Source organism: Sphingopyxis sp. 10G20-10 (assembly GCF_057365075.1).
Window position 1 is genome coordinate 2,213,059 of sequence record NZ_CP195117.1, and the last position, 25,885, is coordinate 2,238,943.

Annotated in this window: 20 protein-coding genes and 1 tRNA gene; 17 read left to right on the forward strand and 4 right to left on the reverse strand. The window is 59.3% G+C overall.

What is annotated here, in order from left to right; genetic code table 11:
• Positions 1 to 85 precede the first annotated feature (85 nt).
• Positions 86 to 1,879 (reverse strand): DNA mismatch repair endonuclease MutL, encoded by a 1,794-nt coding sequence (mutL, locus tag ACR3XE_RS10800; protein WP_473700177.1) that lies wholly within the window; start codon positions 1,877 to 1,879, stop codon positions 86 to 88.
• 195 nt (positions 1,880 to 2,074) lie between these two features.
• On the opposite strand from mutL, the gene ACR3XE_RS10805 reads away from it, so the two are divergent.
• The 6 genes from ACR3XE_RS10805 (at position 2,075) to ACR3XE_RS10830 (ending at position 7,763) form a co-directional block, all read left to right on the forward strand.
• Entirely contained in the window at positions 2,075 to 3,121 is a 1,047-nt protein-coding gene (locus ACR3XE_RS10805; RefSeq protein ID WP_486185726.1) for a rod shape-determining protein, read from the forward strand.
• A 19-nt stretch (positions 3,122 to 3,140) separates the two neighbouring features.
• Entirely contained in the window at positions 3,141 to 4,028 is an 888-nt protein-coding gene (gene mreC, locus ACR3XE_RS10810; protein WP_473700175.1) for a rod shape-determining protein MreC, read from the forward strand.
• Positions 4,025 to 4,549 carry a rod shape-determining protein MreD gene (locus ACR3XE_RS10815; protein WP_473700174.1) on the forward strand — a complete coding sequence of 175 codons (525 nt, stop codon included), beginning with the start codon at positions 4,025 to 4,027 and terminating at the stop codon, positions 4,547 to 4,549. The genes mreC and ACR3XE_RS10815 overlap by 4 nt, the downstream gene beginning before the upstream one ends.
• 7 nt (positions 4,550 to 4,556) lie before the next feature.
• The gene (gene mrdA, locus ACR3XE_RS10820) at positions 4,557 to 6,470 is read left to right on the forward strand and encodes a penicillin-binding protein 2 (RefSeq protein WP_473700173.1); all 1,914 of its coding nucleotides are present in this window, start codon (positions 4,557 to 4,559) and stop codon (positions 6,468 to 6,470) included.
• The gene (rodA, locus tag ACR3XE_RS10825) at positions 6,467 to 7,573 is read left to right on the forward strand and encodes a rod shape-determining protein RodA (protein ID WP_473700172.1); all 1,107 of its coding nucleotides are present in this window, start codon (positions 6,467 to 6,469) and stop codon (positions 7,571 to 7,573) included. Before mrdA ends, rodA begins: the two co-directional genes overlap by 4 nt.
• Positions 7,574 to 7,687: 114 nt before the next feature.
• A tRNA-Lys gene (locus ACR3XE_RS10830) sits at positions 7,688 to 7,763 on the forward strand.
• A 243-nt stretch (positions 7,764 to 8,006) separates the two neighbouring features.
• Here ACR3XE_RS10830 and ACR3XE_RS10835 read toward each other — a convergent pair.
• The 3 genes from ACR3XE_RS10835 to ACR3XE_RS10845 are packed head-to-tail and all read right to left on the reverse strand — an operon-like array spanning position 8,007 to position 9,757.
• Positions 8,007 to 8,282: an AMP-binding enzyme gene (locus ACR3XE_RS10835; protein ID WP_473700171.1), complete on the reverse strand. Its 276-nt coding sequence runs from the start codon at positions 8,280 to 8,282 to the stop codon at positions 8,007 to 8,009.
• A gap of 60 nt (positions 8,283 to 8,342) precedes the next feature.
• Positions 8,343 to 9,569 (reverse strand): alpha/beta fold hydrolase, encoded by a 1,227-nt coding sequence (locus ACR3XE_RS10840; protein WP_473700170.1) that lies wholly within the window; start codon positions 9,567 to 9,569, stop codon positions 8,343 to 8,345.
• Positions 9,566 to 9,757, reverse strand: a complete 192-nt coding sequence (locus ACR3XE_RS10845) for a hypothetical protein (protein WP_473700169.1) — start codon at positions 9,755 to 9,757, stop codon at positions 9,566 to 9,568. Before ACR3XE_RS10845 ends, ACR3XE_RS10840 begins: the two co-directional genes overlap by 4 nt.
• Before the next feature lie 60 nt (positions 9,758 to 9,817).
• Between ACR3XE_RS10845 and ACR3XE_RS10850 the strand changes: the two genes are divergently transcribed.
• The 11 genes from ACR3XE_RS10850 (at position 9,818) to ACR3XE_RS10900 (ending at position 25,839) form a co-directional block, all read left to right on the forward strand.
• Complete coding sequence (locus ACR3XE_RS10850) at positions 9,818 to 10,912, forward strand: acyl-CoA dehydrogenase family protein (RefSeq protein WP_473700168.1); 1,095 nt, start codon at positions 9,818 to 9,820, stop codon at positions 10,910 to 10,912.
• Entirely contained in the window at positions 10,909 to 12,114 is a 1,206-nt protein-coding gene (locus tag ACR3XE_RS10855) for an acyl-CoA dehydrogenase family protein (RefSeq protein WP_473700167.1), read from the forward strand. The genes ACR3XE_RS10850 and ACR3XE_RS10855 overlap by 4 nt, the downstream gene beginning before the upstream one ends.
• Before the next feature lie 17 nt (positions 12,115 to 12,131).
• Entirely contained in the window at positions 12,132 to 13,295 is a 1,164-nt protein-coding gene (locus ACR3XE_RS10860) for an acetyl-CoA C-acetyltransferase (protein WP_473700166.1), read from the forward strand.
• Positions 13,296 to 14,141: 846 nt separating this feature from the next.
• The gene (locus ACR3XE_RS10865; protein WP_486185727.1) at positions 14,142 to 17,144 is read left to right on the forward strand and encodes a TonB-dependent receptor; all 3,003 of its coding nucleotides are present in this window, start codon (positions 14,142 to 14,144) and stop codon (positions 17,142 to 17,144) included.
• Positions 17,145 to 17,298: 154 nt separating this feature from the next.
• Positions 17,299 to 18,045 carry a FadR/GntR family transcriptional regulator gene (locus ACR3XE_RS10870; RefSeq protein ID WP_473700164.1) on the forward strand — a complete coding sequence of 249 codons (747 nt, stop codon included), beginning with the start codon at positions 17,299 to 17,301 and terminating at the stop codon, positions 18,043 to 18,045.
• Positions 18,046 to 18,165: 120 nt separating this feature from the next.
• On the forward strand, positions 18,166 to 20,316 hold the full coding sequence (locus ACR3XE_RS10875) for a polysaccharide lyase 6 family protein (protein WP_486185728.1): 2,151 nt from the start codon (positions 18,166 to 18,168) through the stop codon (positions 20,314 to 20,316).
• A gap of 47 nt (positions 20,317 to 20,363) precedes the next feature.
• On the forward strand, positions 20,364 to 22,493 hold the full coding sequence (locus ACR3XE_RS10880; RefSeq protein WP_486185729.1) for a heparinase II/III domain-containing protein: 2,130 nt from the start codon (positions 20,364 to 20,366) through the stop codon (positions 22,491 to 22,493).
• Positions 22,490 to 22,855, forward strand: a complete 366-nt coding sequence (locus ACR3XE_RS10885; RefSeq protein ID WP_473700160.1) for a cupin domain-containing protein — start codon at positions 22,490 to 22,492, stop codon at positions 22,853 to 22,855. Before ACR3XE_RS10880 ends, ACR3XE_RS10885 begins: the two co-directional genes overlap by 4 nt.
• Positions 22,852 to 24,129, forward strand: coding sequence for an MFS transporter (locus ACR3XE_RS10890; RefSeq protein WP_473700159.1), 1,278 nt, complete (start codon positions 22,852 to 22,854; stop codon positions 24,127 to 24,129). Before ACR3XE_RS10885 ends, ACR3XE_RS10890 begins: the two co-directional genes overlap by 4 nt.
• Before the next feature lie 34 nt (positions 24,130 to 24,163).
• Positions 24,164 to 24,919: an SDR family NAD(P)-dependent oxidoreductase gene (locus tag ACR3XE_RS10895; protein WP_473700158.1), complete on the forward strand. Its 756-nt coding sequence runs from the start codon at positions 24,164 to 24,166 to the stop codon at positions 24,917 to 24,919.
• Positions 24,920 to 24,930: 11 nt separating this feature from the next.
• A complete protein-coding gene (locus ACR3XE_RS10900; RefSeq protein ID WP_473700157.1) occupies positions 24,931 to 25,839 on the forward strand; it encodes a sugar kinase in 909 nt (302 codons plus the stop codon).
• The last annotated feature ends 46 nt before the right edge of the window (positions 25,840 to 25,885 follow it).

Sequence of the window (25,885 nt, forward strand, 5' to 3'; positions counted from 1 at the left end):
CGAGTTCAGGGTACGATTTAGAGAGGTGTCGCATGTCTGCACCGGTCGTTAGCGGACATCACCGCGCCATTTGCAAATCCCGCCCTCACTTCCGCCCGAACAACTTCTCCACATCCCCCATCGCCAGCTTGACCCAAGTCGGGCGGCCGTGGTTGCATTGGCCGCTGTGCGGGGTGACTTCCATCGTGCGGAGCAGCGCGTTCATTTCGGCGACGTTGAGCGTTCGTCCGGCGCGCACCGACCCGTGGCACGCCATGGTAGCGGCGACCAGTTCGATACGTTCATTCAAGCCCAGCGCAGCGTCATAACCCGCCAGATCATCGGCAATGTCGGTGATCAGCCTGCTGCAATCAATCGCGCCCAGCATCGCCGGAGTCGCACGCACCATCACCGCCCCTGGACCGAAACGCTCCAGCTCGACGCCCAAGGTCGCTAGATCGCCCGACGCCGCCTCCAGCCGGTCGCACGCCACTTCGTCCAGCTCGACGACTTCGGGCAACAGCAACCCCTGCGACGGCACCGCCTGCCCCGTCATGCCGCGCCGCAATTGTTCGAGCACCAGCCGTTCGTGCGCAGCGTGCTGGTCAACGATGACCAGACCATCCTCGGCCTCGGCCACGATATAGGTTTTGGATATCTGCCCGCGCGCGATTCCCAGCGGGTGCGCCGCACTGTCGGGTGGCGGCGCCACGGCGACTTCGGCGCGGCCCATCGGAAGCGCATCAGACGTAGGCGCATCAGGCGACGGGGCAAAGGGCATCGCCCGGTCATGCAATTGAGCCACATACGGCTCTGGCATGGCAGGGCTCGCACCGAACAACGTCGCCGCCGGCGCTGGTCCCGGTTCCTGCTGCCACGCCGCCAGCGCCGCCGCTGCAGGGCGCTGGACGCTGCGAAAACCATGATCGTCGAGGGCGCGGCGCAGTCCGCCGACAATCATCCCGCGAATCATCTGCGGATCGCGAAAGCGCACTTCGGTTTTGGCGGGGTGGACATTCACATCGACCTGTTCGCCCGGCAGGTCGAGGAACAGCGCCACCACCGGATGCCGGTCACGCGCCAGTAAATCGGCATAGGCTCCGCGCAACGCGCCGACGAGCAGCCGGTCCTTCACCGGTCGCCCATTGACGAACAGATATTGATGATCGGCAATGCCGCGATTGTAGGTCGGCAAGCTGATGACCCCGCCCAAATGCACATCCTCGCGGTCGATATCGATGCCGATGCTGTTCGCGGCCAGATCGCGATGGGTGAGCGCCGCGACACGCGCCAGCCGATCCTGCCCGCCCTGCACGTCCAATACGCGGCGGCCGTCATGCTCCATCGCAAAGCCGACATCGGGACGCGCCATGGCGAGCCGCTTCACAACGTCCTGACACGCCGCATATTCGCTGCGCGGGCTGCGCAAAAATTTGCGGCGGGCGGGGATACGCGCGAACAGATCATCGACGGTCACCCGCGTGCCCTTGCTTAGCGCGGCGGGGCCTTCGCTTTCCAGCTGACCATTGTCGACGACGCGCCGCCAGCCGTCGCCGCTTGCTATGCGGCTTTCGAGAGTCAATCGCGCGACACTCGCAATCGAGGGCAGCGCCTCTCCGCGAAAGCCCAATGTTGTCACCGACTCGATCGCCTCATCGGGCAATTTGGACGTCGCATGGCGTTCGAGCGCCAGCGCCATGTCAGCCGCGGTCATTCCGCTGCCGTCATCTTCGACATCGATATGCGAGATACCGCCGTCACCGATTCGCACCACGATGCGCGTTGCACCCGCGTCGAGGGCATTTTCGACCAATTCCTTGAGCGCAGCGGCTGGTCTTTCGACCACTTCACCGGCAGCAATCCGATTTACGAGCTTTTCCGGCAGGCGGCGTATTGACATAGATGCCCTCCTAGCGCAGTCGGGCGCAAATCGCGACCCACCCGCCCAGATCGATCGCTTTTTTCGAACGGCTCCCAAGACTGACTTTTGAGCTTTCACAATCAATCAGTGTTGACGGTCGGGTCTGCAGGTTCAATGACGGTGGGAAGGTGCCCGATGGGCCGTCACGCCAACTAAAAACAGGAATAAGCATCGATGTCCTTCTTTTCCCGCCTGTTCAATTTTAATTCGCAAGATATGGCGATCGATCTTGGTACGGCCAATACGGTTGTTTACGTCCGCGGCAAGGGCATTGTGCTCAACGAGCCTTCGGTCGTCGCGGTCGAAACAATAAATGGTATCAAGCGTGTCAAAGCGGTTGGTGACGATGCCAAGCTGATGATGGGCAAGACCCCCGACAGCATCGAAGCCATCCGCCCGCTGCGTGATGGTGTTATCGCCGACATTGATGTCGCCGAACAGATGATCAAGCACTTCATCACCAAGGTGCATGGCGGAAAGCCCAACGCCTTTCGCAGCCCCGAAATCGTCATCTGCGTCCCATCGGGATCGACCAGCGTCGAACGCCGCGCCATCCGCGACGCCGCCTCCAACGCAGGAGCCAGCGAAGTCTGGCTGATTGAGGAACCGATGGCCGCTGCTATTGGCGCCGACATGCCGGTGACCGAGCCCATCGGTTCGATGGTCGTCGATATTGGCGGCGGCACGACCGAAGTCGCGATTTTCTCGCTTCGCGGGCTCGCCTATACGACGTCGGTCCGCGCAGGCGGTGACAAGATGGACGAAGCCATTGTGTCCTATGTCCGCCGCCACCATAATTTGCTGATAGGCGAATCTACGGCAGAACGGATCAAGAAAGACTTTGGCATTGCGCGCGCGCCTGCCGATGGCACCGGCCTGACAATACATATTAAGGGCCGCGACCTCGTCAACGGCGTCCCCAAGGAAATCTCGATCAATCAGACCCAGATTTCCGAAGCGCTGTCCGAACCCATTGGCACGATTATCGAGGGTGTACGGATCGCACTCGAAAATACCGCCCCCGAACTCGCCGCTGACATTGTCGACCAGGGTATTGTTCTGACCGGCGGCGGAGCGCTGATCTCCGAACTGGATGACATGCTGCGCGATGCCACGGGTCTGCCTGTAACCGTGGCGGATGACCCGCTAACCTGCGTCGCGATCGGCACCGGTCGGGCGATGGAAGATCCGGCCTTCCGCGGCGTTTTGCTGCAGGCCTAATCGGAGACGAAGCGGTTCGATGGTTCGCCCGGCAAACAGACGACCGGGGCAATCCCGAAAGGCCCAGTACAGCCTGTTCGTCGCCTATGTCATTGCGGTGACAGGCGCGCTGGCTGGGCTTTTGCTTGCCATTTTGTCGTTCGCAGACCCGGTCGGCTTTGCCCAGTTGCGGATCGCGGCCCAAGAGACCGCGGCGCCCGTTGCCCGCGTGACCCGATCGGCAACCGGATCGCTGTCCGGGATCGATGATAGTGTGTCCGCCTATGTCGCGGCAGGATCGCAAAACCGGCGCCTGCGCCAACAACTGACAGAAACGCGGCGCAAACTGGTGGCAACCAGCGCGCTGCAAGAGGAAAACCGCCAGCTTAAGGCGCTGCTCAAACTTCAGGAAAATGAACGCAATGCCCTCGCCAACGGTTATTTGCTGACGTCCACCTCAACCAGCAGCCGCCGCGTTGCGCTGCTCAGCATCGGTCGCAATCGCGGCGTCAGTTCGGGACAGCCGGTGCGCGGTGCCGATGGGCTGATCGGACGCGTTCTCGCTGCCGGCCCCTCGGTTGCACAGGTGCTGTTGCTAACCGATGTCGATAATATCGTGCCCGTCCGGCGCGCCCGCGATGGCCTGCCAGCCTTGGCGGCGGGGCGCGGCAATGGCGATCTGGACATCAAGACGCTGAATATCGCCAACAATCCTTTCAAACCCGGCGACATCATGGTCACGTCGGGAACCGGCGGGCTTTATCCGCCCAACATCCCCGTCGCCATCGTCATCCGCCGAGAGAATGACGGCGCGCTGGCAAGGCCCCTCGCCGATCCGGCAAAGGTCGACGCCGTCGCCGTGCTGCGCCCCTATACGGCGCGCAGCCCGGATAATGTCGCTGCGTCCCCGACGCCTCCCGCGCCATGAATACCCGCACCGGTCCCCGGCTTGGCGAACCCGCATCAAGGCTGCGTATGCAGCTGGTGCCGATCGCGACCGTCATGTTCGCGTCGGCGCTGCCGTTAATGCTGCCCCTGATTGCCAATTCACCGATGCTGCCGCCGCTCGGACTGATCATGTTCCTGTGCTGGCAGATGCTCCGCGCCGAAATGTGGCCGGTGTGGATCGGGTTACCGCTCGGACTATGGGATGATATGTTCAGCGGCCAGCCCATCGGCTGTGCCATAGGCCTGTGGACGCTCGCTTGCATCGCCATCCAATATTTCTCGCAGCGGATATATTGGCGCGGTTTTGCCCATGACTGGGCGATTACCGCGGCGCTTGTCGCGATCATTCAGTTTCTGGGTGCGTGGATTGTACACCCGCACGCACCGACAGGCCGCCTATTGGGCCTCGTGCTTCCTCAGATCATCTTGGCTGCCTTGCTCGTGCCCCTGTTCCTGCGTTTGACGGGCAGGTTTGACAAGTTCCGCCTGAAACGTCGATAGACGTCCCATGGCCCGCCGCAAACCGCCGATTACCGAAGCCTGGAGAGGAATAACCTTCACCCGCCGTGCCATGCTCGTCGGTGGGGCTCAGGTTGCTCTCGGCACTGCGCTCGCGGCGCGCATGGCCTATATCTCCATCATCGACAATGATCGCTATGTCCTCTTGTCCGAAAGCAATCGCGTCAACCTGACGCTGCTTCCGCCCCGGCGCGGCTGGATTGTCGACCGGAATGGCAAGGCCATGGCCAATAATCGCGTCAGTTTGCGCATCGACCTCATTCCCGACCGCCTGCACGACAAGGACAATGTCCTCGACCAGCTAGAAACCTTGTTGCAACTGGACGGCGACACGATGCAGCGCATCCGCCGCGACCTGAAAGCGGCGTCGGGTTATCAACCCGTCGCGGTCGTAGAGGATATCGACGAGTCGCAATATGCCTCGGTTCTCGTCCGACTTCCCGACCTTTCGGGTGTTGCTCCGGCGCGCTCCTTTGCCCGCAATTACCCGACCGGCGCCGCTGTCGGTCATTTGATCGGCTATGTCGGCTCCCCCAATGCCGAGGAATATGAAGAAGCCAAAGACCCGATCTACATCACCCCCGGTTTCAAGATCGGCAAACAGGCACTGGAGAAATATTTCGAACCGGTGCTGCGCGGCAAACCCGGTGCCAAGCGGGTCGAAGTCACGGCACGCGGCAAGGTTGTTCGCGACCTGGCGGTGCGGCCGGATGTTCAAGGGCAGACTGTCCACCTCACCATCGATGCCGATTTGCAGGATTACGCCGCGCGTCGGCTTGGCCCCGAATCGGGATCGGTCGTCGTCCTCGATTGCCTAACCGGCGATGTGCTGGCGATGGCCTCTATGCCAAGCTTCGATCCCAACAGTTTTTCCCGAGGGATTGGCGTTTCTGAATATAAATGGCTCAGCCAGAACGACCATGTTCCGCTGCGTAACAAGACATTGAGCGGGCTGTATCCACCGGGGTCGACCGTCAAGCCGATGGTGGCGATGAGCTTTCTGGAAGCAGGGCTGGACCCCGAAGCCGCCACAACCTGCAACGGCGGGTTGCGCGTCGGCAACCGCATATTCCACTGCTGGCAAAGACGCGGGCATGGCCGGGTCGCGATGGCCAAGGGCATTTACCAAAGCTGCGATGTCTATTTCTATCATTTCGCACAGCAGATGGGGATGGATGTCATCGCCGCGATGGGCAAACGACTGGGCATGGGTCAGACCTTCCCCCTGCCCTTTCCCAGCCAAAGCTATGGCACGGTCCCCAGCCCCGCCTGGAAAGAAAAGAAATATGGGCGGCCCTGGACGGTCGCCGACACGGTCAATTCCACTATCGGTCAGGGCTATATGCTCGCCAACCCGACCCAGCTCGCCGTAATGGCGTCGCGACTGGCGACCGGCAATGCGTTGATGCCGCATCTGACCCGCGACGCTAAACGTCCCCTGATCCCAAGCCTCGGCTTTTCGGACGAGCATATCAGCATCGTTCGCAATGCGATGAACGAGGTTGTCAACGGCGCGGGCACCGCTGGCCGCGCGCGCCTGCCCATCGATGATGTAAAAATGGCCGGCAAGACAGGCACCGCGCAGGTGGTCAGCCTCGACAAAGGGCGCGGCAAAGGCGGGCTCTGGAAATATCGCGATCACGGCCTGTTTATCTGTTTCGCGCCCTTTGACGCGCCCCGCTATGCCGCTGCCGTCGTGATCGAGCATGGTGGCGGATCGGGTGCCGCCTATCCGGTTGCGCGCGATGTGATGACCTATTTATTCGACCGCGAAAAAGCCATGACGGCACTCGAAGGTTTTGAGGCCGGATGGGGCGGCACAATTCAGGAGCGCATGGCGCGCGACTTTGCCGCATGGAAATCGCCAAAGTCGGCTGATCCCGATCCGGACGTGTCGATATGATCCCGGTTCCCGCCGCCGTCGCGCGCTTCCCGTGGCGCCTCATTCTGCTTTTGTCCGCAATCGTCGGCTTTAGCTTACTCGTTCTCTATTCAGCCGCCGGTGGCAGCCTGTCACCCTGGGCTATGCAGCAAGGCGTGCGCTTTATCGCCTTTCTGATCCTCGCCCTCGTTATTGCGCGCTTACCGCTGCGCCTCTTCGAACAATTGGCCTGGCCTGCCTATCTCGGTCTTGTCGCGCTGTTGATACTTGTCGAACTGATCGGCGGCATTGGAGGCGGCAGCCAGCGCTGGCTCAATCTCGGTTTTATGACGTTGCAGCCGTCGGAGCTGATGAAGGTTGCCATCGTCGTCGCACTCGCGCGCTTTTATGCGCAGGTACCACCGACCCTGACGCGCAGTTTCTCGGCCTTGTGGCCCGCACTAGTGGTCATAGGCGTGCCGGCAGCGCTGGTGATGCTCCAACCTGATCTAGGCACAGCCTTGGCGATTACGGCGAGCGCGGTTGTCGTCATGTTTCTGTCGGGACTGCCGCTATGGTGGTTCGGCAGCGCGGCCCTAGCCGGGGCGGCGGCCCTCCCCGTCGTCTTCTCAATGCTCCATGATTATCAGCAAAAACGCATCCTGATCTTCATGGATCCCGAAAGCGATCCGCTTGGCGCGGGCTATCATATCAGCCAGTCAAAGATCGCAATCGGATCAGGCGGCATTTTCGGCAAAGGCTTCCTCAACGGCTCGCAAAGCCATCTCGACTACCTGCCCGAAGGTCACACCGACTTTATCTTTGCCACGATGGCCGAAGAATGGGGGCTGATCGGCGGCCTTATCCTGCTGATCGGCTTTTTCCTGCTGCTCCGCTGGTCGACGCGGGTCGCGTTGACGGCACGAACGCGATTTGGGCAATTGACGGCCGCCGGACTGACCATGACGATCTTTTTCTACCTCGCGATCAATCTGATGATGGTGATGGGGCTGGCCCCAGTGGTTGGCATCCCCCTGCCGCTTTTTTCTTATGGCGGATCGTCAATGCTGACAATCATGACATGCATCGGCATCATATTGGCGATCGAAAATGACAGCAAAAAGGGCAGACGACGCTTTGCATGACCGGAAAAAGAACCGCCCCCCATTGCCATCGCTCTTTTCCCATGATAGCGGGCCGCTCGCTTCGCAGGAAAATGGATAACCCCACCCCGCCCAGCGCGCCGCAATCAGGCAAATGGACGCATAGCTCAGTTGGTAGAGCAGCTGACTCTTAATCAGCGGGTCCTAGGTTCGAGCCCTAGTGCGTCCACCATATTCTTACTCATAAAATCAAATACTTAGATCGGTACCAGCCACAAGCCTGAGCCGTGATTGACTCTCACTGTGACCATTTTTGTGTCCGGAAAAATCAGCTGGTCTGCATAGGGCTAGAGGTGCTTGACCGACATATGCGCATAGCTGGTTACGCCTGAAGCCATCCCAAAGCGGAGAGCAAAGTCAGGCGACGACTCTAGCCCTCAACTGGTTTCCACGCCGTTCCAATAGCGATCACAGATCAGCCGTTTGTATCCAGACGCGGCAGAGCGGGGCCTAAATCAACGGATCGCGTGCATTTCAGCGGGCTGGGGCTTTTCAGGCAAAAGGCCATCAACACCTCTGCAAACTCGGGCGTCGCATCTTGCGGATCGAGAGGCTGGACCGCTGCCTTCACCTCTTCGCCAAAGGCAGCGTTTGGCACTACAATTACGGCGGCGTCAGCCACAGGCGGGTGCGTAATCAGCAAGTTTTCGGTTTTCTGAGGATAGATATTGACCCCGCCGGCGATGATCATGAAACTTTTGCGGTCGCTGAGGCAGAGACCAAATCCGTGCCAAACTTGACTTATTGACCGTCAAGCAAAATGCAGTTTCCGATATTTCCCGCGAAAATAGAGCAGCGGGTCGCGGCGCGGTTCGAATATGGCTTTGAGGACACGACCGACGAGGATGAAATGGTCGCCGCCGTCGTGCACGGCATCGCTCGCACATTCAAAGCTGCTGAGCGATCCGGTCAGCACTGGTGTGCCAAATTCGCCAACCTCCCACGGGGTTGCGGCAAAGCGATCTTCGCCTTTACCGGCGAAGCGGTTGGAGGCGGGTTGTTGCCCGATCTGAAGCACATTGACGGCGAAGCGTTCGGCTTCGCGCAAACAGGCCGCGCTGCCCGAATTATTGGCTATGCAAACCAGCAGCAACGGCGGGTCGAGCGACACTGACGTAAAGCTGTTCGCGGTCAGCCCGATCGGCTTTCCGTCGGCCCCCATGGCGGTCACAATCGTTACGCCGGTCGCAAAGCAACCGAGCGCATCGCGAAAGGTTCGCGCATCGGACCCCGCACGAAACTCCGGGGAGCCGCGCGGCGCGCGGCGTTCGAGGAAGTCGATCAGGTGCGCCCCGAGCGCGTCGATGCGGGCTTCGGTCACCACCAGCGCGGTATCCTCGACCTCGACAATTTCGCCATCGGGTAATTGTTCGACAAAAGCGGTGGCATCGGCCTGTGAAACCAGCTGGCTTATCGCGCCGCGCACATAAAGCGTTGGCAGCGCGATATTGGCGGCGACGTTGGAAAGCCTCTCGGTCATCGCGCCGGTATCGAAAGCGTCAAACAGCCGAACGTCCCATCGCGCCTGACCTGGCGCAAGCGTAGCCGCTTCGCGTAGCCGCTCGCCGATCTTTTGCGATACTTGCGGATCGACATTGACCGGCAGATCGACGAGCACTAGCCCCGAGGCGAGCACAGCGGCATCGCGTTCAAGCGCAGCGCTGGCGATCCAACCGCCCAGTGTCGACGCCACCACGACCGGACGCGTCCCCATCTGCGCCAGCACGGCGCGCAAATCCTCCACCATGGCTTCGAAATCATAGCGGCCATCCTCTGGCCACTCGCTGCCGCCATGGCCGCGCAGATCAAGACTGATGACGCGCCGCCCCGCCTTTTCCAAGGCATCCGCCGTGCCACCCCAAATGCTGCGCGTCTGCCCCGCGCCGTGAAGCATTAGCACCGCAGGATCATTATCGGCCCCGATCACTTCTGCCTCTAACCGGACGCCTGCAAAGCCGCGATATTGAACGATTGTCATGCCTGCTCATACTCCCACGCGCCGCCAAGATACAGTCGCGCCCTATCCGTAGCGTCGTCGATCACCGCATTGCACAAACTGGCTTGCGGCAAAAGTTGGAACTCGTCGCGGCGTCCTTTTGACATCCCCGAAAGGCAATCGACGCCCATGTCATTGACCTTCACCGCTTTGATAGCCGACAAGGTCAAGAAATTTGCGGTCCGCCAGAGGCTGTAACCAGAAAATTCAGGGCAAGGAAACAAGCGCATATGTCGATTGTATATGATGAAGGCCAACAGGCGATTGCGACTGAATCGCGGCGTATATTAGAAGCGCGGATGGAGAAGGACGCGCTGTTGCCTCTGCTCGAAACGACCGGCCAATATCATGCGGGATTCTGGACCATAGCGAAAGAGCAAGGCTGGACTGCCCTGGCTCTGCCCGAGGAATATGGCGGGCTGGGCCTTGGCCTTGTCGAGCTAGGCCTCATCGCGCATCAGGCGGGGCGGACGCTTAGCGGCGCGCCTTTCCTGACCTCCAGCTTTGGCGCGTCACAAGCCATTGCGCTCTACGGAACCGACTCACAAAAAACGCGATGGCTGCCGGGTCTCGCCAGCGGAAAGACAATCGGTGCGGTCGCCATCACTGCAGGTCCCGACGCCCTGTCCCGTGCGCCCATTACGCGCTTCGCCAGCGACCGGATCGACGGCACACAGAGTGGCGTCACCGCAGGTCTTGCCGCCAACGTCGCGATCGTGCTGACCAGCGGTCCCGATGGCCCCCTGCTCGCTGTGGTCGACCTTGCCGATGTCGAGCGCACCGCCGTCGACAGCTTTGACAACAGCCGCTGCATCGCCGATCTGACCTTCACTGCCGCACCGGCTGAACAGCTTGTCAGCGGACACGAGGCACGCGATGCGGCGCTGCATATTCTGGCGTTGCAGGCCGTCATCACCGCGCACGAACAGGCGGGCGGCGCAGAGGCGTTGATGGAAATCGCACGCGACTATGCGATTACCCGTCGCGCCTTTGGCCAGGTGATCGGCGCGTTCCAATCGGTCAAGCATCGCATTGCCGAGCTTTACGCGCTGGTCGAACTGGCGCGTGCGAACTGCATCCATGCCGCATCGCCCGGAGGACAGTCCGACTTTGTCATCGCCGCCGCCGCTGCGCGCCTGTCGGCGACCGAGGCCTATGACACGGCGGCCCGCGACTGCATCCAGATTCACGGCGGTATCGGCGTAACATGGGAAGCAGGGTTACATCTTCATATGCGCCGCGCCCGCAGTCTGGCCATCGAACAGGGTAACGGGCTGTTCTGGGAAGATATATTGGTTGATCAACTGACGGGAGAAGCCGCATGACCGGCCTCGAAACCTATCGCGCTCACGCTGCCAAATGGCTGGAAAGCGTGGCTCCGACCTTTGGCAAAGCGGCGCGCAAAGGCCTGTCGGTCGAAGAGGATCTGGCGCTCGGTCGCCGCTATCAAAAGGCCAAGTTTGACGCGGGTTTTGCCGGCATCAACTGGCCGGTCGAATTTGGCGGCCAAGGCCTGACTCACAGCGAAAAGGTCGCTTTTGAAACCGAAGAAATGACGCACGGCTTCCCAAATTTCTATTTCGGAATCTCGCTTGGGATGCCGGTCCCGATTTTGATGCAGTTCGGCAGCGACAAGGATTTCGCCAAAGAGCGGGTTTTGAAAGCGCTGCAAGGCGAAGAAATCTGGTGCCAGCTTTTCTCCGAACCCGCGGGCGGTTCGGACCTTGCAGGGCTGCGGACCAAGGCCGAGCCCGATGGCAATGGCTGGAAGATCAACGGTCAGAAAGTCTGGACCAGCTGGGCGCAATATTGCGATTATGGCGTGATTGTCGTGCGTACCGACCCCACTGTCCCCAAGCACAAGGGCCTCACCTATTTCTGGGTCGATATGAAAGCGCCCGGCGTCACCGTCCGCCCGATCAAGCTCGCGGGCGGCGACAGCCACGTCAATGAAGTCTTCTTCGACGATGTCAAAGTCACCGACGACCACCGCATGTCACCCGTCGGCGGCGGCTTTGCCGTGGCGATGGCGACGCTGATGATCGAACGCTATGTCGCGACTGACAGCGCAGGTTTTGGGCCGCACCTCGACCTGTTCGTCGAGCTGGCCAAAACGACCACGCTCAACGGTCGGCCAGCGATTGAGGATGGCCGCATCCGGCAACAGATTGCCCGCAACTATGCCATGCGGTCGGGCCTGAACGCCATTACCGCGCGCGCGATGTTGATGATGCAGGCGGGCATGACGCCCGGCCCCGAAGGCTCGCTCAACAAGCTTGTCGCTGTGCGCTCACGCCAGAAATTGTCCGAACTCGCCATCGACCTTCAGGGCAGCGACGGCTTTGCCTATGACCAACATGCCTCGGTGAAGGACAATTGGACCAACAGCTGGATCAACGCCCCCACGGGCCGCATTGCGGGCGGCGCCGACGAAATGCTGCTCAACACCATCGCCGAAAAGATCCTCGGCCTTCCGCAGGACCACCGCCCCGACAAGGGCGTCCCCTTCAATCAAATCCCCGCCTGACCACAAGGAACCCCATCATGACCGACGCTTATATCATCGACGCCGTCCGCACGCCGCGCGGGATTGGCAAGCCCGGCAAGGGCGCGCTGTCGCACCTTCATCCGCAGCATCTGGCCTCGACGGTGCTGAAGGCACTGAAGGACCGTAACAATCTGAACACGTCCGAAGTCGACGACATCATCTGGTCGACGTCAACGCAAGAAGGCAAGCAAGGCGGCGACCTCAGCCGCATGGCCGCGCTTGCGGCGGGCTATGACACCAAGGCGTCGGGAACGACGCTCGACCGCTTTTGTGGCGGCGGGATCAGCTCGGTCAACTTTGCCGCTGCGACGGTGATGAGCGGCATGGAAGATTGCGTCATCGCCGGCGGCACCGAAATGATGAGCTATACCTCTCAGCTAGCCGCCGAGCGCGCCAATGCGGGGCAGCCGCCGCGCATGATGGGGTCGGGCAATGCCGCGCTCGACGCAATCCATCCGCAATCGCATCAGGGCGTCTGCGGTGACGCCATTGCTGCAAGGGAAGGCATTGACCGCGAGGCGGTCGACGCCCTCGCCCTCGTCAGCCAGCAGCGCGCCGCCGTCGCCATCAAGGAAGGCCGCTTCGATAAATCCGTGGTGCCGGTCTATAATGAAGACGGCAGCATCGCGCTCGACCATGAAGAATTCCCGCGCCCGCAAACCACAGCCGAAGGACTGGCAGGCCTCAAAGCCAGCTTTGGCGCGATGAAGGATTTTGACCTTGGCGGCGGCGTCACCTTTGGCAAGCAGATCCAGCGCGCCTACCCCGGCCTTGAGTGGGAAGGCGTCCATCATGCAGGCAACAGCTCGGGCGTCGTCGATGGGGCCGCGGCGCTGCTCATCACGTCCAAGGAGTATGCCGACAAGGCGGGTCTCAAACCCCGCGCGCGGATTGTCGCCTATGCCAATGTCGGCGATTGCCCGACGCTAATGCTCAACGCGCCGGTCCCCGCTGCCAAGAAAGTGCTTGAGAAGGCGGGTCTGACCAAGGACGACATTGATCTGTGGGAAATCAATGAAGCCTTTGCCGTGGTCGCCGAGAAATTCATCCGCGACCTCGACCTGCCCCGCGACAAGGTCAACGTCAACGGCGGCGCGATGGCGCTCGGTCATCCGATCGGCGGCATGGCCCCCGCCATCATCATCGAACGGCTGGACTGACGCCCGACAACAACAATTATCGCAGACCAGTAATCGCCAGCGATCTCGAGCAATGCTCGAGTTCGTTGGCGATCAGCTGACCGATCATCAGGAGAAGGGTTCAACACCGCAGCGATAAGCCATCAAAAACCCTTCTGAAGCCCTTGCACGGACGCCAAAAAACTGTGACCATTTTCGTGCTGTTATTCGGTGTTAAACCCTGTCCCTACTTAACATCCGAATGCAGTGAGTGAATCCAAGTTATTGAAAATAAAACGAACTGTTAATCAGCGGATCCTAGGTTCGAACCCTAGTGCGTCCAGCATAATTTCAATGACTTACCGCAAAATCGACTATCTCAGTGAACGTCCGCCTGTTCAGGGCAACGTCTGGTGCAACATGCCGGCGGCTGCATTTTCGTCTTTCGTTGCGAGGCTTTCGGCAGACCTTTCAGACGGCAACGCCAAAATAAGGAAAGCGGCCTAATAGTGACTGCTTTATTCATCATGCGGCAAACGACCGGTTCAAAGCCGCTGGTGGCGATGCACAATCGCCAGAGCTCATGCGTGGCACCATGCAAACGTCCGATGACCTGATCCATGGTCAGGCGCCGCGCGTGGCGGAGATGAGGGTTACTTGCAAAGCCGGCTGCTCAGCCCGCGCAATTTGTTTATGCTCTGATGTCAAGGAGAGATGGTGCCGAGACGATATGATTTTGGGAACGCTAATACCAAAACTATGTCTCTCTTATACTGGCATAGTTTATTGGCTTACCAATAATTCTATACAGGTATATCTATAGGTATGCAAATACGGTTGACATACGCCTCAAACCAATTCAGATTCCCGTCAAATATTAAAGTCCATATGGGAGATGATTCGATGAAGCGGGTGAGAGCAAACGAAAACGGAGCAGGCGCGAACAAGCGTTTGTCAGCCATATTTTTGGCCGGCACGGCAATGGCAATGATTGCCACGCCCGCGATGGCGCAAGATGCGGACGCAGGCCAAGACGATGGTGACGTGATCATTGTTACCGGGATCAGGGCCTCGCTGGATAGCGCGCTGAACCAGAAGCGTAATGCAGACAGTCTCGTCGAAGTCATTCAGGCCGAAGATATCGGCAAGCTGCCCGATCAAAACCTCGCCGAAGTCCTTGAAAACATCCCCGGCATCCAGATTACCAGAGACGCCGGTATCGGTACCGGGGTTCAAATCCGCGGTTCGAACGATAACCGGACCGAGATCAACGGCGTCGGCACTGTGGGTTCGGGTTCAGGCCGCGGCGGTATCAACTTTGAAGACGTAAACGCCGCGATTATCGCAGCGGTTGAAGTCACGAAGGCGCCGACCGCCATGACGACCGAGGGTTCCGTTGGCGGCACCATCAACCTGCGCACGATCCGTCCGCTCGATTTGCGCGATCCCTTGATCGCACTGCGCGCCCAAGGCGAATATTCAGAGCTCTCAAAGAGCATTAACCCCCGTCTTTCCGCCAGTTTTGGTAACAGATGGGCTATCGGCGACGGTGAAATCGGCGTCGTGCTCAGCGGAAGCTATACCCAGCAAGACGCGCTGTCATTCCGTCCTCGTGTCGATCGGGACACCCTGACCGCCCAAGGAACCGGCGTCACGGCCACGGGCGCTGCTGGGCCGGCTTTCGATTATCTTGGCATTCAGTTCCTGAATCAAGAACTGGAAGATTTCAAATACAAGACCATCAACTTGGCCGGTACGGTGGAATATGCCCCAACCGATAATCTGAAATTCTATTTCGATGGCTTCTATAACAAGCAAACGCGCCGCCAGGCGAGCACGAGAATACAGGGCTCGGGTGTGAGCTCTGTTCGGACGACCAATGTTCCCGACACGTTTGAAACGGTCGACTTCGGATCGCTCGATGGCGTCGATCTGGGCAGTATCCAGGCGGCAGAAACCGGAACGCTACAGCCGACTGTTGCGAACAAACCGAACCTGCGTTTCTCGAGCGATGTCGGCGCACGTCTGACCGAAAGTAACCTGCTTCGGTTCGGCACAGAATGGGAAAGTGGCCGCTTTAAAGCGCGGGTTGAAGCGTCTCGCTCGCTTGCGAGCACGCGCAGCCCCGATCTCAGCACAACGCTGAACTTCATAAATCCGAATTCGCCGCTTACCGGCACCGCGAATGAAAACGGCACCCCGTTCGCCTATGATCTGACCGGCGGGTCGCTGGCATTCGGTATCGATACGTCGTCGCCATTTGCGCCAACCGTTGCTCAATTGCTCGATCCCAGCAATGTCGTATTGGACGCGGTGACAGTGGGTGACAATACGACAAGGAATGTCGAAACCACGGGCCGAATGGACTTCACGCTTGATCTCGAAGATTTGACGGGATTCCTCAGGTCGTTCAATTGGGGATATCGCTATAACAAGACGTCAACCGAGTTTAACGAGTTTAGCTCGAGCATAGGTTTGTCTGCGATGACCGATAGTCCAAACGGAACGGAGTTTTCGCAGCTTCTGGTCCCCGGCCCCTCCATTTTTGGTCGTGCCGATGGACGGTCACTCTTTTTCGGCGATTTTCTGATCGTCGACCCGAATCTTGCCTTTTCCGACCGGGCTGGGACGCTGTCCACATTGCAAGCGGCCCTAGCGGGTGAACCAGGCGGGCGCGTGTTGGCGGACGCCACATTCAACCCGGCATCATTCTATAAAATCACCGAAAACACCCATGCCTTCTACGGACAGCTCAATTTTGATGCGGGCATTTTCAGCGGGAATGCCGGCCTGCGTTATGTCGATACGCGCGTGAACTCGCTTGGTAACAACATTGGCGCTGGCGGTGCGATTACACAGGTCAACACCCCCGGGAAATATCATGAGCTGTTGCCACGGCTTAACCTGGCGGCCAATCTGACCGATAATATCGTTGCTCGTGCAAGCTTTGGTAAGGATATCAACCGGCCTAATTTTGACAATCTGAAAACCTCGGTCCGCTTTACCACTGGCCCGAACACGGCAGTTACAGTTGGCAACCCGAGCTTGGCTCCGGAAAAAGTAACGGCCTATGATGCTTCGCTCAGCTGGTATTTTGCGCGGTCGTCGGTGCTAAGCGTCGGCTTTTTCCACAAAAGGCGCACAAATCTGTTTGTAACGCAGGAATTCGCGCCCGCAGTGGATGCAAATGGTTTTAAGGATTTCACGGCGCCTTGCGAAGGTGGCGGCATCTATAACCCGATCGCTGATCGCAATGTCTTTGTCGCACCCGCCAACGCTGGCACCGGGCTGTGCGTTCCCATTACGACAACGATCAACGATTCTGCCGTAACGACGCAAACAGGCGTTGAAATTGCCTTCCAGGCTGATCTGTCTTCCTTTGAAGACAAGATCGGATTCGCATCCGGCTTTGGTCTCGCGGCCAACCTCACCCTCCAAAAATTCGGAGGGGGCCAAGCCACGAACACATCCGATGCTGACAGCCGTGCAACGGCAATCTTCAATTCCAGCGGCGGCATCACCGGACCGGTCACGGCGGTTCAGGGCCTGCTTGATTTCTCGAAAACCGCGTACAACGTCACGCTGTTCTATGAAAAATACGGCCTGTCGGCTCGGGCGCGTTACACGTGGCGCAGTGCATTCCGCACAAATGATACGGCAGGTGGGGCGTCTTTAGGCAGCACGCTGGGCTTCCCGGTTGTGACGGCGGCGCGTGGACAGCTGAACGGCAGCATAGCCTATGACCTGACCGACAATATCAATATCAGCATCGAAGGCGTGAACCTCACGAAGTCGAAAATTTCCCAATATTGCGTGAATGATGGAGCGCTGCTGTGTTTCCAAGGGCTTCCGGATCGGCGACTTGTCGCTGGCGTGAGCGTAAAATTCTAACAATCGGCCAGCCGTTCCAACGGGGGCGGCTGGCCGGGTCCGCAAAGAGCTTGAGGTGGTAGACCAATTTCCGGTAACGGTGTTCCAACTCCACGAAACTTTGGCATAAGCATATTGCTGGCCGGTCGTGGTAACCATAGAGTTTGAGGGTAGGATGAGCGAAAAACGACTGTTCCATGGCGTGGCTCAACAAATTGCGCAGCTGATCGATAGCGGCGTATTCCCTCCGGGGGTCCGCTTGCCGGGCGAGCGCGAACTGGCCGAACGATTCGAGGTCAGCCGCGTCACGATCCGCGAGGCAGAGATTGCCCTGCAGGCCATAGGGCGGATCGAAATCAAGACCGGTTCCGGTGTCTATGTGTGCGAGGAACAACCTGCCGATGCGGCGCGGTTGCCCGACGTCAGCGCTTTTGAGTTGACCGAGGCGCGGGCGCTGATCGAATCCGAGGCGGCGGCGCTTGCTGCCGAGCATATTTCGGAAGAGGCGATCGAACGGCTCGACACATTGGTCGATGCCATGTCGGGTCCGCATGACTCGCCCGAGGCGATCGACGCCGATGAACAATTCCATCAGACGATTGCCGAACAATCGGGCAACAAGGCGATGTTGTACACGATCAAGACCTTGTGGCGGATGCGCAATGAACTGCCCGCCGTACGTGTGCCCTATGAGGCGGTCTGCGCGCTCGATTCGGATTATCGGGTGCAGGAACATATGGACATTTTGGACGCGTTGCGCGCGCGCGATCCGGCGAAGGCCCGAATGGCGATGCGCCAACATTTCCATCGCCTGATTGCCGCCATGCTCGATGCGACCGAAAAGCAGGCGCTCGAAGAGGTGCGTGCACATGCCAGCAAGAGCCGCGAGCGCTTTCTGTCACCGGCGCAACCTGCTGACTAGCTTGTGCATACCAATTGGTAATCCATTTTTTCGGACCATTTTATGAAATTGGTTTGACATAGCTCAATTGCGCTGATAGCCCTCAACCCACAAAATAAGAATGGGATGAGGGACGGCCACATGATCAGGCTTTGCACATTTGCTGTTGTATTGGCTCTTGGCACGGTGCCCGCCGCTGCCAAAAATTATCTGGTGTCCGACCAGACAGCCTACCGCGCTGCTGCGAAACAGGTTCAGGCAGGCGACGTCATCATCCTGGCCAATGGCGAATGGCGCGACTTTCAAATCGTCTTTTCGGGCAAGGGACAGGCTGGCAAGCCGATTACCTTAATTTCCGAAACCGCCGGCAAGGTGATCCTGACCGGCAAGTCCAATCTGAAAATCGGTGGCAGCCACATGCTCGTGACCGGATTGGTGTTCCGCGACGGCTATTCGCCGACCAGCGAAGTCATCAGCTTTCGCCGCAACAAGGATGATCTAGCCACAGATTCGCGCGTGACAGAGGTGGTGATCGATCATTTCAGCCAGCCCGATCGCTTTCAGTCGGATTATTGGGTCGGGCTTTATGGCAAGCGGAACCGTTTCGACCACAACAATCTGGTCGGCAAAACCAATCAGGGCGTCACCCTCGCCGTGCGGCTCGATAGCGACGGCAGCCGCGCCAACCATCACCGCATCGACCATAATTATTTCGGACCGCGTCCTGTGCTCGGGTCAAACGGCGGCGAAACGATCCGCATCGGCACCAGCGCCTATTCGATGCACGACAGTCAGACTGTGGTGGAGGACAATGTCTTTGATCGCTGCGACGGCGAGGTCGAAATCGTCTCGATCAAGTCAGGTGCCAATGTCGTGCGCAGGAACCTGTTCCTTGAATCGCGCGGCTCGGTGGTGTTGCGGCACGGCAATGGCAATCTGGTCGAACGCAATATCTTCCTTGGACATGGCAAAGACCACAGCGGCGGCGTCCGGGTTATCAACCGCGATCAGATTGTCCGTGATAATTATATGGAAGGACTGCGCGGCACCGGCTTTGCCAGCGCCCTGACCGTGATGAACGGCGTCCCCAACTCGCCGATCAACCGCTATGTCCAGGTCGATAATGCGCTGATTTCGCATAACAGCATTGTCGACAGCGATCGCATTACCCTTGCCGCCGGTGCGGACAAGGAACGCTCGGCACCGCCGATCAACAGTCAATTTAACGACAATTTGTTGCAATTGGCCAACGGTGCAAAGTCCCTGCTCATGCTGGACGATGTCTCGGGCATCAAATTTAGCGGTAACGTCATGGTCGGCGACGCCTCGCCGCAATCCGGCATCGCCGCAAAACCCCTCACCCTGACGCGCGCCGCCAACGGCCTGCTCTATCCTGAGGATGACAGTAAAGTCGGCGCACCACGCGACCTGGTGGTTCCGACGCTCGATAGCGTCGGTGCCAAATGGTACACAAAGCCCCTGCCCTCTGCGCTGTTCGGAACCGGCGCGCCGGTCGCCGTTGCACCCGGTGATGACAATCTGGCGACAGCACTGGCCAGCGCGCCGAGTGGCAGCTGTCTGTCACTCGCACCGGGGCGCTATACCATCGACCGGACACTGGAAATTGCGAAGAGTCTGTGCATCGAATCCACCCCTGGCGGGCGCGCGACCATCGATTTCAGCCGCGCGCCGCTGTTCGAAATCGCCAACGGCGGCGACTTGCGGCTGGCCCATGTCGATATTCGCAGCAGCGACGCGCCCGATGCTGTTGGCAATGCGGTCATCCGCACCGCTGCCGAGCCTATGCCGGCCAATTTTACGCTCGAACTTGATGATGTCGATATCGCCGGTCTGACGGTGAACAAGGCGTTCGACGTCATCGCCATCGGCAAGGGGGCCATGGCCGACAGGATACACATCAAGGACAGCCGCTTTAGCGATATTTCGGGCATGGTCGTCGCCGCCAACAGCGAGGTCGATGATTTCGGTCGGTATAATGCCGAATATCTGGACATTGAAGGATCAAGTTTTGACGGGGTGAAAGGCGGCATTGCCAACCTTTATCGTGGCGGCAGCGACGAAAGCACTTTTGGCCCGCACTTCCGCTTTGAAAAGAACAAGGTGAGCAACAGCGGCGACAAGAAGGCGCCCGTTCTGGCGCTGGTCGGGGTTCAGCAAATCGCGATCACCGATAATCAGTTTCAACATAGCGGTCCCATCGCCGTCACCAAAACCACCGGCACGCCGCAAGTCATCATGGCGCGCAACAGCATCGATGGTGCGGTCCAATGACGCGGCGGTATAATATGGCATGGGCGCTGCCCCTGCTGGCCTTGTCCATGACGGCACCCGTAGGCGCTGTTACGGCGCAGCCAGCCGACGCTGCTGCCGTTGCCCAACCGGCACCGCTGTTCGATGCAGAGGTGACACGCGCCAAAAGCTTCGTCGCTGCGATGATGAAGGAAGGGGTGGTCGTCCCGACGCCCAAGGATCCGGGCGGCGGCTATACCCATGAACAGCATAAGCGCAATTACCGCGCCATTTTGGCGGCGGGCCAGCTGTATAAACTGACCGGCGATCAGACCTATGCTGCCTATGTGCGCGACATGCTGCTCGCTTATGCCGATCTTTACCCCACACTCGGTTTGCACCCGGCGTCGGACCCCAGCCAACAGCCGGGCAAGCTGTTCTGGCAGAATCTCAACGATGCGGTGTGGCTGGTCAATGCGATACAAGGCTATGAAGACATTCGCGACACCCTGAGTGCCAAAGACCGCGCGCATATCGACAACGACCTGTTCCGCAATTACGCGCATTTCATGGCGGTCGATTCGGTCAAAACCTTTGACCGCATCCATAATCACGCGACATGGGCGACCGCCGGGGTCGGTATGACGGGCTATGTGCTTGGCGACGATGATCTGGTGCAAAAGGCGCTGTTAGGATCAAAAAAGGACGGCAAAGCGGGTTTCCTGCGCCAGATGGATGAGCTGTTCTCACCCGACGGCTATTATGCCGAAGGCCCCTATTATCAGCGCTATGCGCTCCAGCCCTTTGTCGTTTTTGCCAACTCGATTGCGCAACACGACCCGTCGCAACATATCTTCCAGCGGCGCGACGGGATTTTGCTCAAGGCGCTGAATACGGCGATCCAACTCACCTATGCCGGTCGCTTCTTCCCGTTCAACGATGCGATCAAGGACAAAAGCCTCAACACCGAAGAGCTTTATCAGGGCGTGGCGATTGGATATGCGCAGAGCCACGAACCGGCACTGCTGTCGATTGCCGCCTATCAGGGGCGGGTCGCGCTGTCGGAACAGGGACGCGCCGTGGCACGCGATCTTGCGGCGGGTCTGGCCAAACCCTTTCCCTATCATTCCTTGCTGCTGAGCGACGGACCCAAGGGTGAGCAGGGTGCGGTCGCCGTGCTACGCAATGGCGACAGCGAAACCGGTCAGGCCTTGATCGCAAAAAATAGCTCGCAGGGCATGGGCCATGGCCATTTCGACAAGTTGAACTGGCAATTTTATGATGGCGGAGACGAAATCGTCACCGATTATGGCGCCGCGCGCTTCCTGAATATCGAGGCCAAGCAAGGCGGCCGCTATCTGCCCGAAAACACAAGCTGGGCGAAGCAAAGCGTCGCGCATAATGTGCTGGTCGTTGACGAGCACAGCCATTTTGGCGGCAATGCCAAACTGGCGCAGAAATTCGCCCCCCAACAATTGCATTTCGCGGCGGACAAGGATTTCTCGATCAGCACCGCACGGATCGACAGCGCCTATCCCGGCGTGTCGATGACGCGCAGCCTGGCGCTGGTTGCCGTTCCCGGACTGGACAAGCCTGTGGCGGTCGATCTGTTGCGCGTTCGTTCCGATGCCCCGCATCGCTATGACCTGCCACTCCATTACAACGGCCACATCATTCGCCTCGGCGGCGATTTGACTTCGCATGTCACCGATCGGCCCGTTCTCGGAAAGAGTGATGGCTATCAACATATCTGGGTCGACGCCGAAGGAACAACCGACGCGGCGACCTCTTTCCTGACGTGGATGACGGGTGACCGCTTTTATACATGGCGCTGGGTTCCCGTTGCCGGATCAAAGCTGATCCTTGGCCAAATCGGCGCCAATGATCCCCATTTCAATCTGCGCCGCGAACCGATGCTGATCGAGCGCGTCGATGGCGCGACCAATGCGCTCTTTGCCGGTGTGCTCGAAGGGCATGGCCGCTATGACGGTGCCGCCGAGCAAACGATCGCTAGCGACAGCCATATCCGCTCGATTCAGTCGGCGAGCGGCGATGACGTTGACGGGCTACTCCTCGAAACGCTGGCTGGCGCACGTATTGTAGTGGCGGTCTCCTATGACCGCGATCCGGCAAAGCTGCATAGCCTGACCATCGGCGGCGAACGGATCGAATGGCGCGGACCTGCTGCGCGCATCCTTTTGCCGGAACGCAGCAAATGAGCATCGGCGAGCCACAGACATCAGGCGTCTGCGCACGCGCCAACGACATCGAAGTCGAAGATCTGGGGGGCGGTATCCGTCGCCAGATTCTGGGCTTTGGTGAAAAGATTATGACGTGTCGCATCTGGTTCGACAGCGGCGCCATCGGCACCGTGCATCGCCACCCGCACGCTCAGACAACTTATGTCGAAACCGGCCGCTTCCATTACCGCGTCGGTGACGCCGGATGGGACATCGGCCCCGGCGACTGCATCTATATTGCGCCCGAAACGGATCATGGAATGACCTGCATCGAAGCAGGCAGTGTGATCGATAATTTCAGTCCGATGCGCGCGGACTTTCTCAGCCCGGGAGAGGCATGATGACGATCAAGGGATTGCGGTGGGGCATTGTGGCACTCGTCGCATTAGCGACGGTTATCAATTATATCGATAGAGGCGCGCTCGGCCTGCTGTGGCCCGAGATTTCCAAAGATCTGGGGATGACCAAACTCGATTATGCGATCATTCTCAACGTCTTCACCTTTGCCTATGCGTTCGGGCAATCCTTGTTCGGCAAGATTTTCGACTGGATCGGCACCCGCCTGGGTTTCGTGCTTTCGATTGTGGCGTGGTCCGGGGCAACCATGCTCCATGCGGTTGCCGGGGGCATTGCTTCTTTCTCTATCTATCGCGGGATTTTGGGGGTTGCTGAGGCGGGAAACTGGCCCGGCGCGACCAAGGCCAATGCCGAATGGTTCCCGATTACCGAACGCGCGCTGGCACAGGGCATATTCAATTCCGGTGCGGCCGTCGGCGGCATCATTTCCGCCCCCGCCGTCGCCTATCTGTTCGTGTTTCTGGGAACGTGGCAAGCGACCTTCATAACAATCGGCGCGCTGGGCTTTCTATGGCTCGTGCCCTGGCTGATCATCTATAAATCAGGCCCTGACGCGCATCCGTGGATCAGTGCAGAAGAGCGCGAGTATATTCTGACAGGGCAGCGCGACATCGTGACCAACGAAGTCGCCACCTATGCGCCGTCGTCCAAGGAAATCCTTTCGCGCAAGGAAAGCTGGGGCGTCATCATGGCGTCGTTCTTCCTCGACCCGATCTGGTGGCTCTTTGTCGGTTGGTTGCCGCTTTATCTGTCCGAAACCTATGGCTTTGGAGTCGCAGAAATCGGCCTTTATGCATGGGTGCCCTATGTCGGCGCCATGTTCGGAGCCTGGTTCGGCGGGTTGCTGGCGCAGAACCGGATCAAAGTAGGATGGAGCGTCAACCGGACGCGCAAGACCGTGATAGCCCTTGGCGGTGCCATCATGCTGGTTTCGCTGCTGCTGACCATGAAAGCAGCAACGCCACTGGTCGCGGTTTTGCTGATGGCGGCCATCTTGTTTGGCTTTCAAACCGCCGTCGGCAACATCCAAACGCTGCCGAGCGATTTTTACAGCGGCAGTTCGGTCGCGACTTTGGCAGGCTTTTCCGGAACCGCGGCCAAATTGGCGGTCGTCGGGATGAATTTCCTGATCCCGCTCATCACGGTCAATAGCTATGCGCCGGCCTTCGCCGTCGGTGCCGCGCTGGCCATTTGCACCGTGCTTTCGGTATTCATTCTTTGCCCCAAAATAAGGTCTCTCGACCCCCTCCACACTTGATTTTCAATCTTTTTTAGAACGGACGGAACATAATATGACGAAACTGGCAAATAAGGTGGCAATCGTAACCGGCGGCAGCCGCGACATCGGCCGCGCGATTTCCGAACGCTTGGCAGCCGAGGGCGCCAGTGTGGTAGTCAATTACTGCAACAATCAGGCGGACGGCGAAGCCACTTTGGCCGCGATTACCGCAGCGGGTGGCAAGGCCATCCTCGTCAAGGCCGACCTGACACAAGCCGCCGACGCCGACCGCCTGATCGCCGAAACGCGGGCAGCCTTTGGCGATAGCATCGACATTCTTGTCAACGTCACCGGCGGCATGGTCGCACGCAAACCGCTTGCCGACATGGACCTCGACTTCCTCAATCAGGTCCTGCAACTCAATGTCGCCTCGACTTTCCTCGCGACCAAGGCGGCGGTTCCTTTCATGTCAAAAGGCAGCGCGATCATCAATCTGGCGTCGCAGGCTGGTCGCGATGGCGGCGGACCGGGTGCGGCGGCCTATGCCACGGCAAAGGGTGCGGTGATGACCTTTACCCGATCGATGGCCAAGGAATTGGGACCGCAGGGCATCCGCGTCAACTCGCTGTGCCCCGGCATGATTGCCACCAGCTTCCACGATATTTTCACCAAGGATGCCGTGCGCGAATCGGTTGCCGCCGGTACCCCGTTGCGGCGGCAGGGCCAGTCGGACGAAGTGGCGGGCGCGGTTGCCTATCTGGCGTCGGATGATGCCAGCTTCCTGACCGGCACCAACATCGACATCAACGGCGGCACCTTCTTTTCCTGAACGTAACGCCCATGACGATTTTCATCTTTGGCGAGGCGATGCTCGAATATCACAGCGGCGGTGCTGCGGACGGGCTGCGCTATGGCGGCGATACGCTCAACACCGCCATCCATCTGGCGCGGCGGGGGCATGATGTCGCTTATGTCACCGCCGTGGGGGATGATCCGATCAGCGACGCGCTGGTTGCCAGTTGGGCGGAGGAAGGCATCGATACGCGCCATGTGCTGCGCCACCCGAGCCGTAGCCCCGGCATCTATGCCATCCATGTCGACACAGCGGGCGAGCGCAGCTTCCTATATTGGCGTGAGCGCAGTGCGGCGCGCGAGATGTTCTCCCTGCTGGGTATGGCCGAAGTCGTCATGGCGGCGCAATCGGTCGACCTTGTCTATTTCAGCCTGATTTCGCTTGCCATCCTGCCACCCGACGGTCGCGATCAGCTTCTGAGCCTCGCAGCGAAAGTGAAGAAGGCCGGAGGGCGTGTTGCCTATGACAGCAATTTCCGAAGGAACCTGTTCGACAATCTGGCCGAAGCACAAACGCTGTCCAATCGTGCCATGGCTTGCGCGACGATTGGCCTCCCGACCAATGTCGACGAAATGCAGCTACATGCTCAGCCCATGATGGAAACCGACATAGCCGCGCGCTGGTTGCAAAGCGGCTGCGTGGAAGTTTGTGTAAAGGCCGGCGAGCAGGGTTGCTTTTTCGCGGCAACGGATCAGGCGTCATTTCATGCAAAGGCTGAACGCGTTACGCCGGTCGACACGAGCGGCGCGGGAGATGCTTTTAACGCAGGCTATCTATCGAAACGCATGACCGGAGAATCGGCGCAAGCGGCTTCCCATGCGGGGCAAGAATTGGCGCGATGGGTTATAGGCCACACCGGCGCAATCCCGCCACGCGCCGAAACCAGGGCAAGCTAGCGACCAAACCGATTTCCAAGTCCGCTTTGAGCATGTCCAGTAATCA

Coding starts and splice junctions, on each gene's coding strand:
- mutL (WP_473700177.1), bottom strand. CDS start 1,879: ATGTCAATACGCCGCCTGCCGGAAAAGCTCGTAAATCGGATTGCTGCC.
- rodA (WP_473700172.1), top strand. CDS start 6,467: ATGATCCCGGTTCCCGCCGCCGTCGCGCGCTTCCCGTGGCGCCTCATT.
- ACR3XE_RS10875 (WP_486185728.1), top strand. CDS start 18,166: ATGATCAGGCTTTGCACATTTGCTGTTGTATTGGCTCTTGGCACGGTG.
- ACR3XE_RS10890 (WP_473700159.1), top strand. CDS start 22,852: ATGATGACGATCAAGGGATTGCGGTGGGGCATTGTGGCACTCGTCGCA.
- ACR3XE_RS10860 (WP_473700166.1), top strand. CDS start 12,132: ATGACCGACGCTTATATCATCGACGCCGTCCGCACGCCGCGCGGGATT.
- ACR3XE_RS10835 (WP_473700171.1), bottom strand. CDS start 8,282: ATGATCATCGCCGGCGGGGTCAATATCTATCCTCAGAAAACCGAAAAC.
- ACR3XE_RS10865 (WP_486185727.1), top strand. CDS start 14,142: ATGGGAGATGATTCGATGAAGCGGGTGAGAGCAAACGAAAACGGAGCA.
- mreC (WP_473700175.1), top strand. CDS start 3,141: ATGGTTCGCCCGGCAAACAGACGACCGGGGCAATCCCGAAAGGCCCAG.
- ACR3XE_RS10850 (WP_473700168.1), top strand. CDS start 9,818: ATGTCGATTGTATATGATGAAGGCCAACAGGCGATTGCGACTGAATCG.
- ACR3XE_RS10815 (WP_473700174.1), top strand. CDS start 4,025: ATGAATACCCGCACCGGTCCCCGGCTTGGCGAACCCGCATCAAGGCTG.
- ACR3XE_RS10805 (WP_486185726.1), top strand. CDS start 2,075: ATGTCCTTCTTTTCCCGCCTGTTCAATTTTAATTCGCAAGATATGGCG.
- ACR3XE_RS10895 (WP_473700158.1), top strand. CDS start 24,164: ATGACGAAACTGGCAAATAAGGTGGCAATCGTAACCGGCGGCAGCCGC.
- mrdA (WP_473700173.1), top strand. CDS start 4,557: ATGGCCCGCCGCAAACCGCCGATTACCGAAGCCTGGAGAGGAATAACC.
- ACR3XE_RS10840 (WP_473700170.1), bottom strand. CDS start 9,569: ATGACAATCGTTCAATATCGCGGCTTTGCAGGCGTCCGGTTAGAGGCA.
- ACR3XE_RS10885 (WP_473700160.1), top strand. CDS start 22,490: ATGAGCATCGGCGAGCCACAGACATCAGGCGTCTGCGCACGCGCCAAC.
- ACR3XE_RS10900 (WP_473700157.1), top strand. CDS start 24,931: ATGACGATTTTCATCTTTGGCGAGGCGATGCTCGAATATCACAGCGGC.
- ACR3XE_RS10855 (WP_473700167.1), top strand. CDS start 10,909: ATGACCGGCCTCGAAACCTATCGCGCTCACGCTGCCAAATGGCTGGAA.
- ACR3XE_RS10880 (WP_486185729.1), top strand. CDS start 20,364: ATGACGGCACCCGTAGGCGCTGTTACGGCGCAGCCAGCCGACGCTGCT.
- ACR3XE_RS10870 (WP_473700164.1), top strand. CDS start 17,299: ATGAGCGAAAAACGACTGTTCCATGGCGTGGCTCAACAAATTGCGCAG.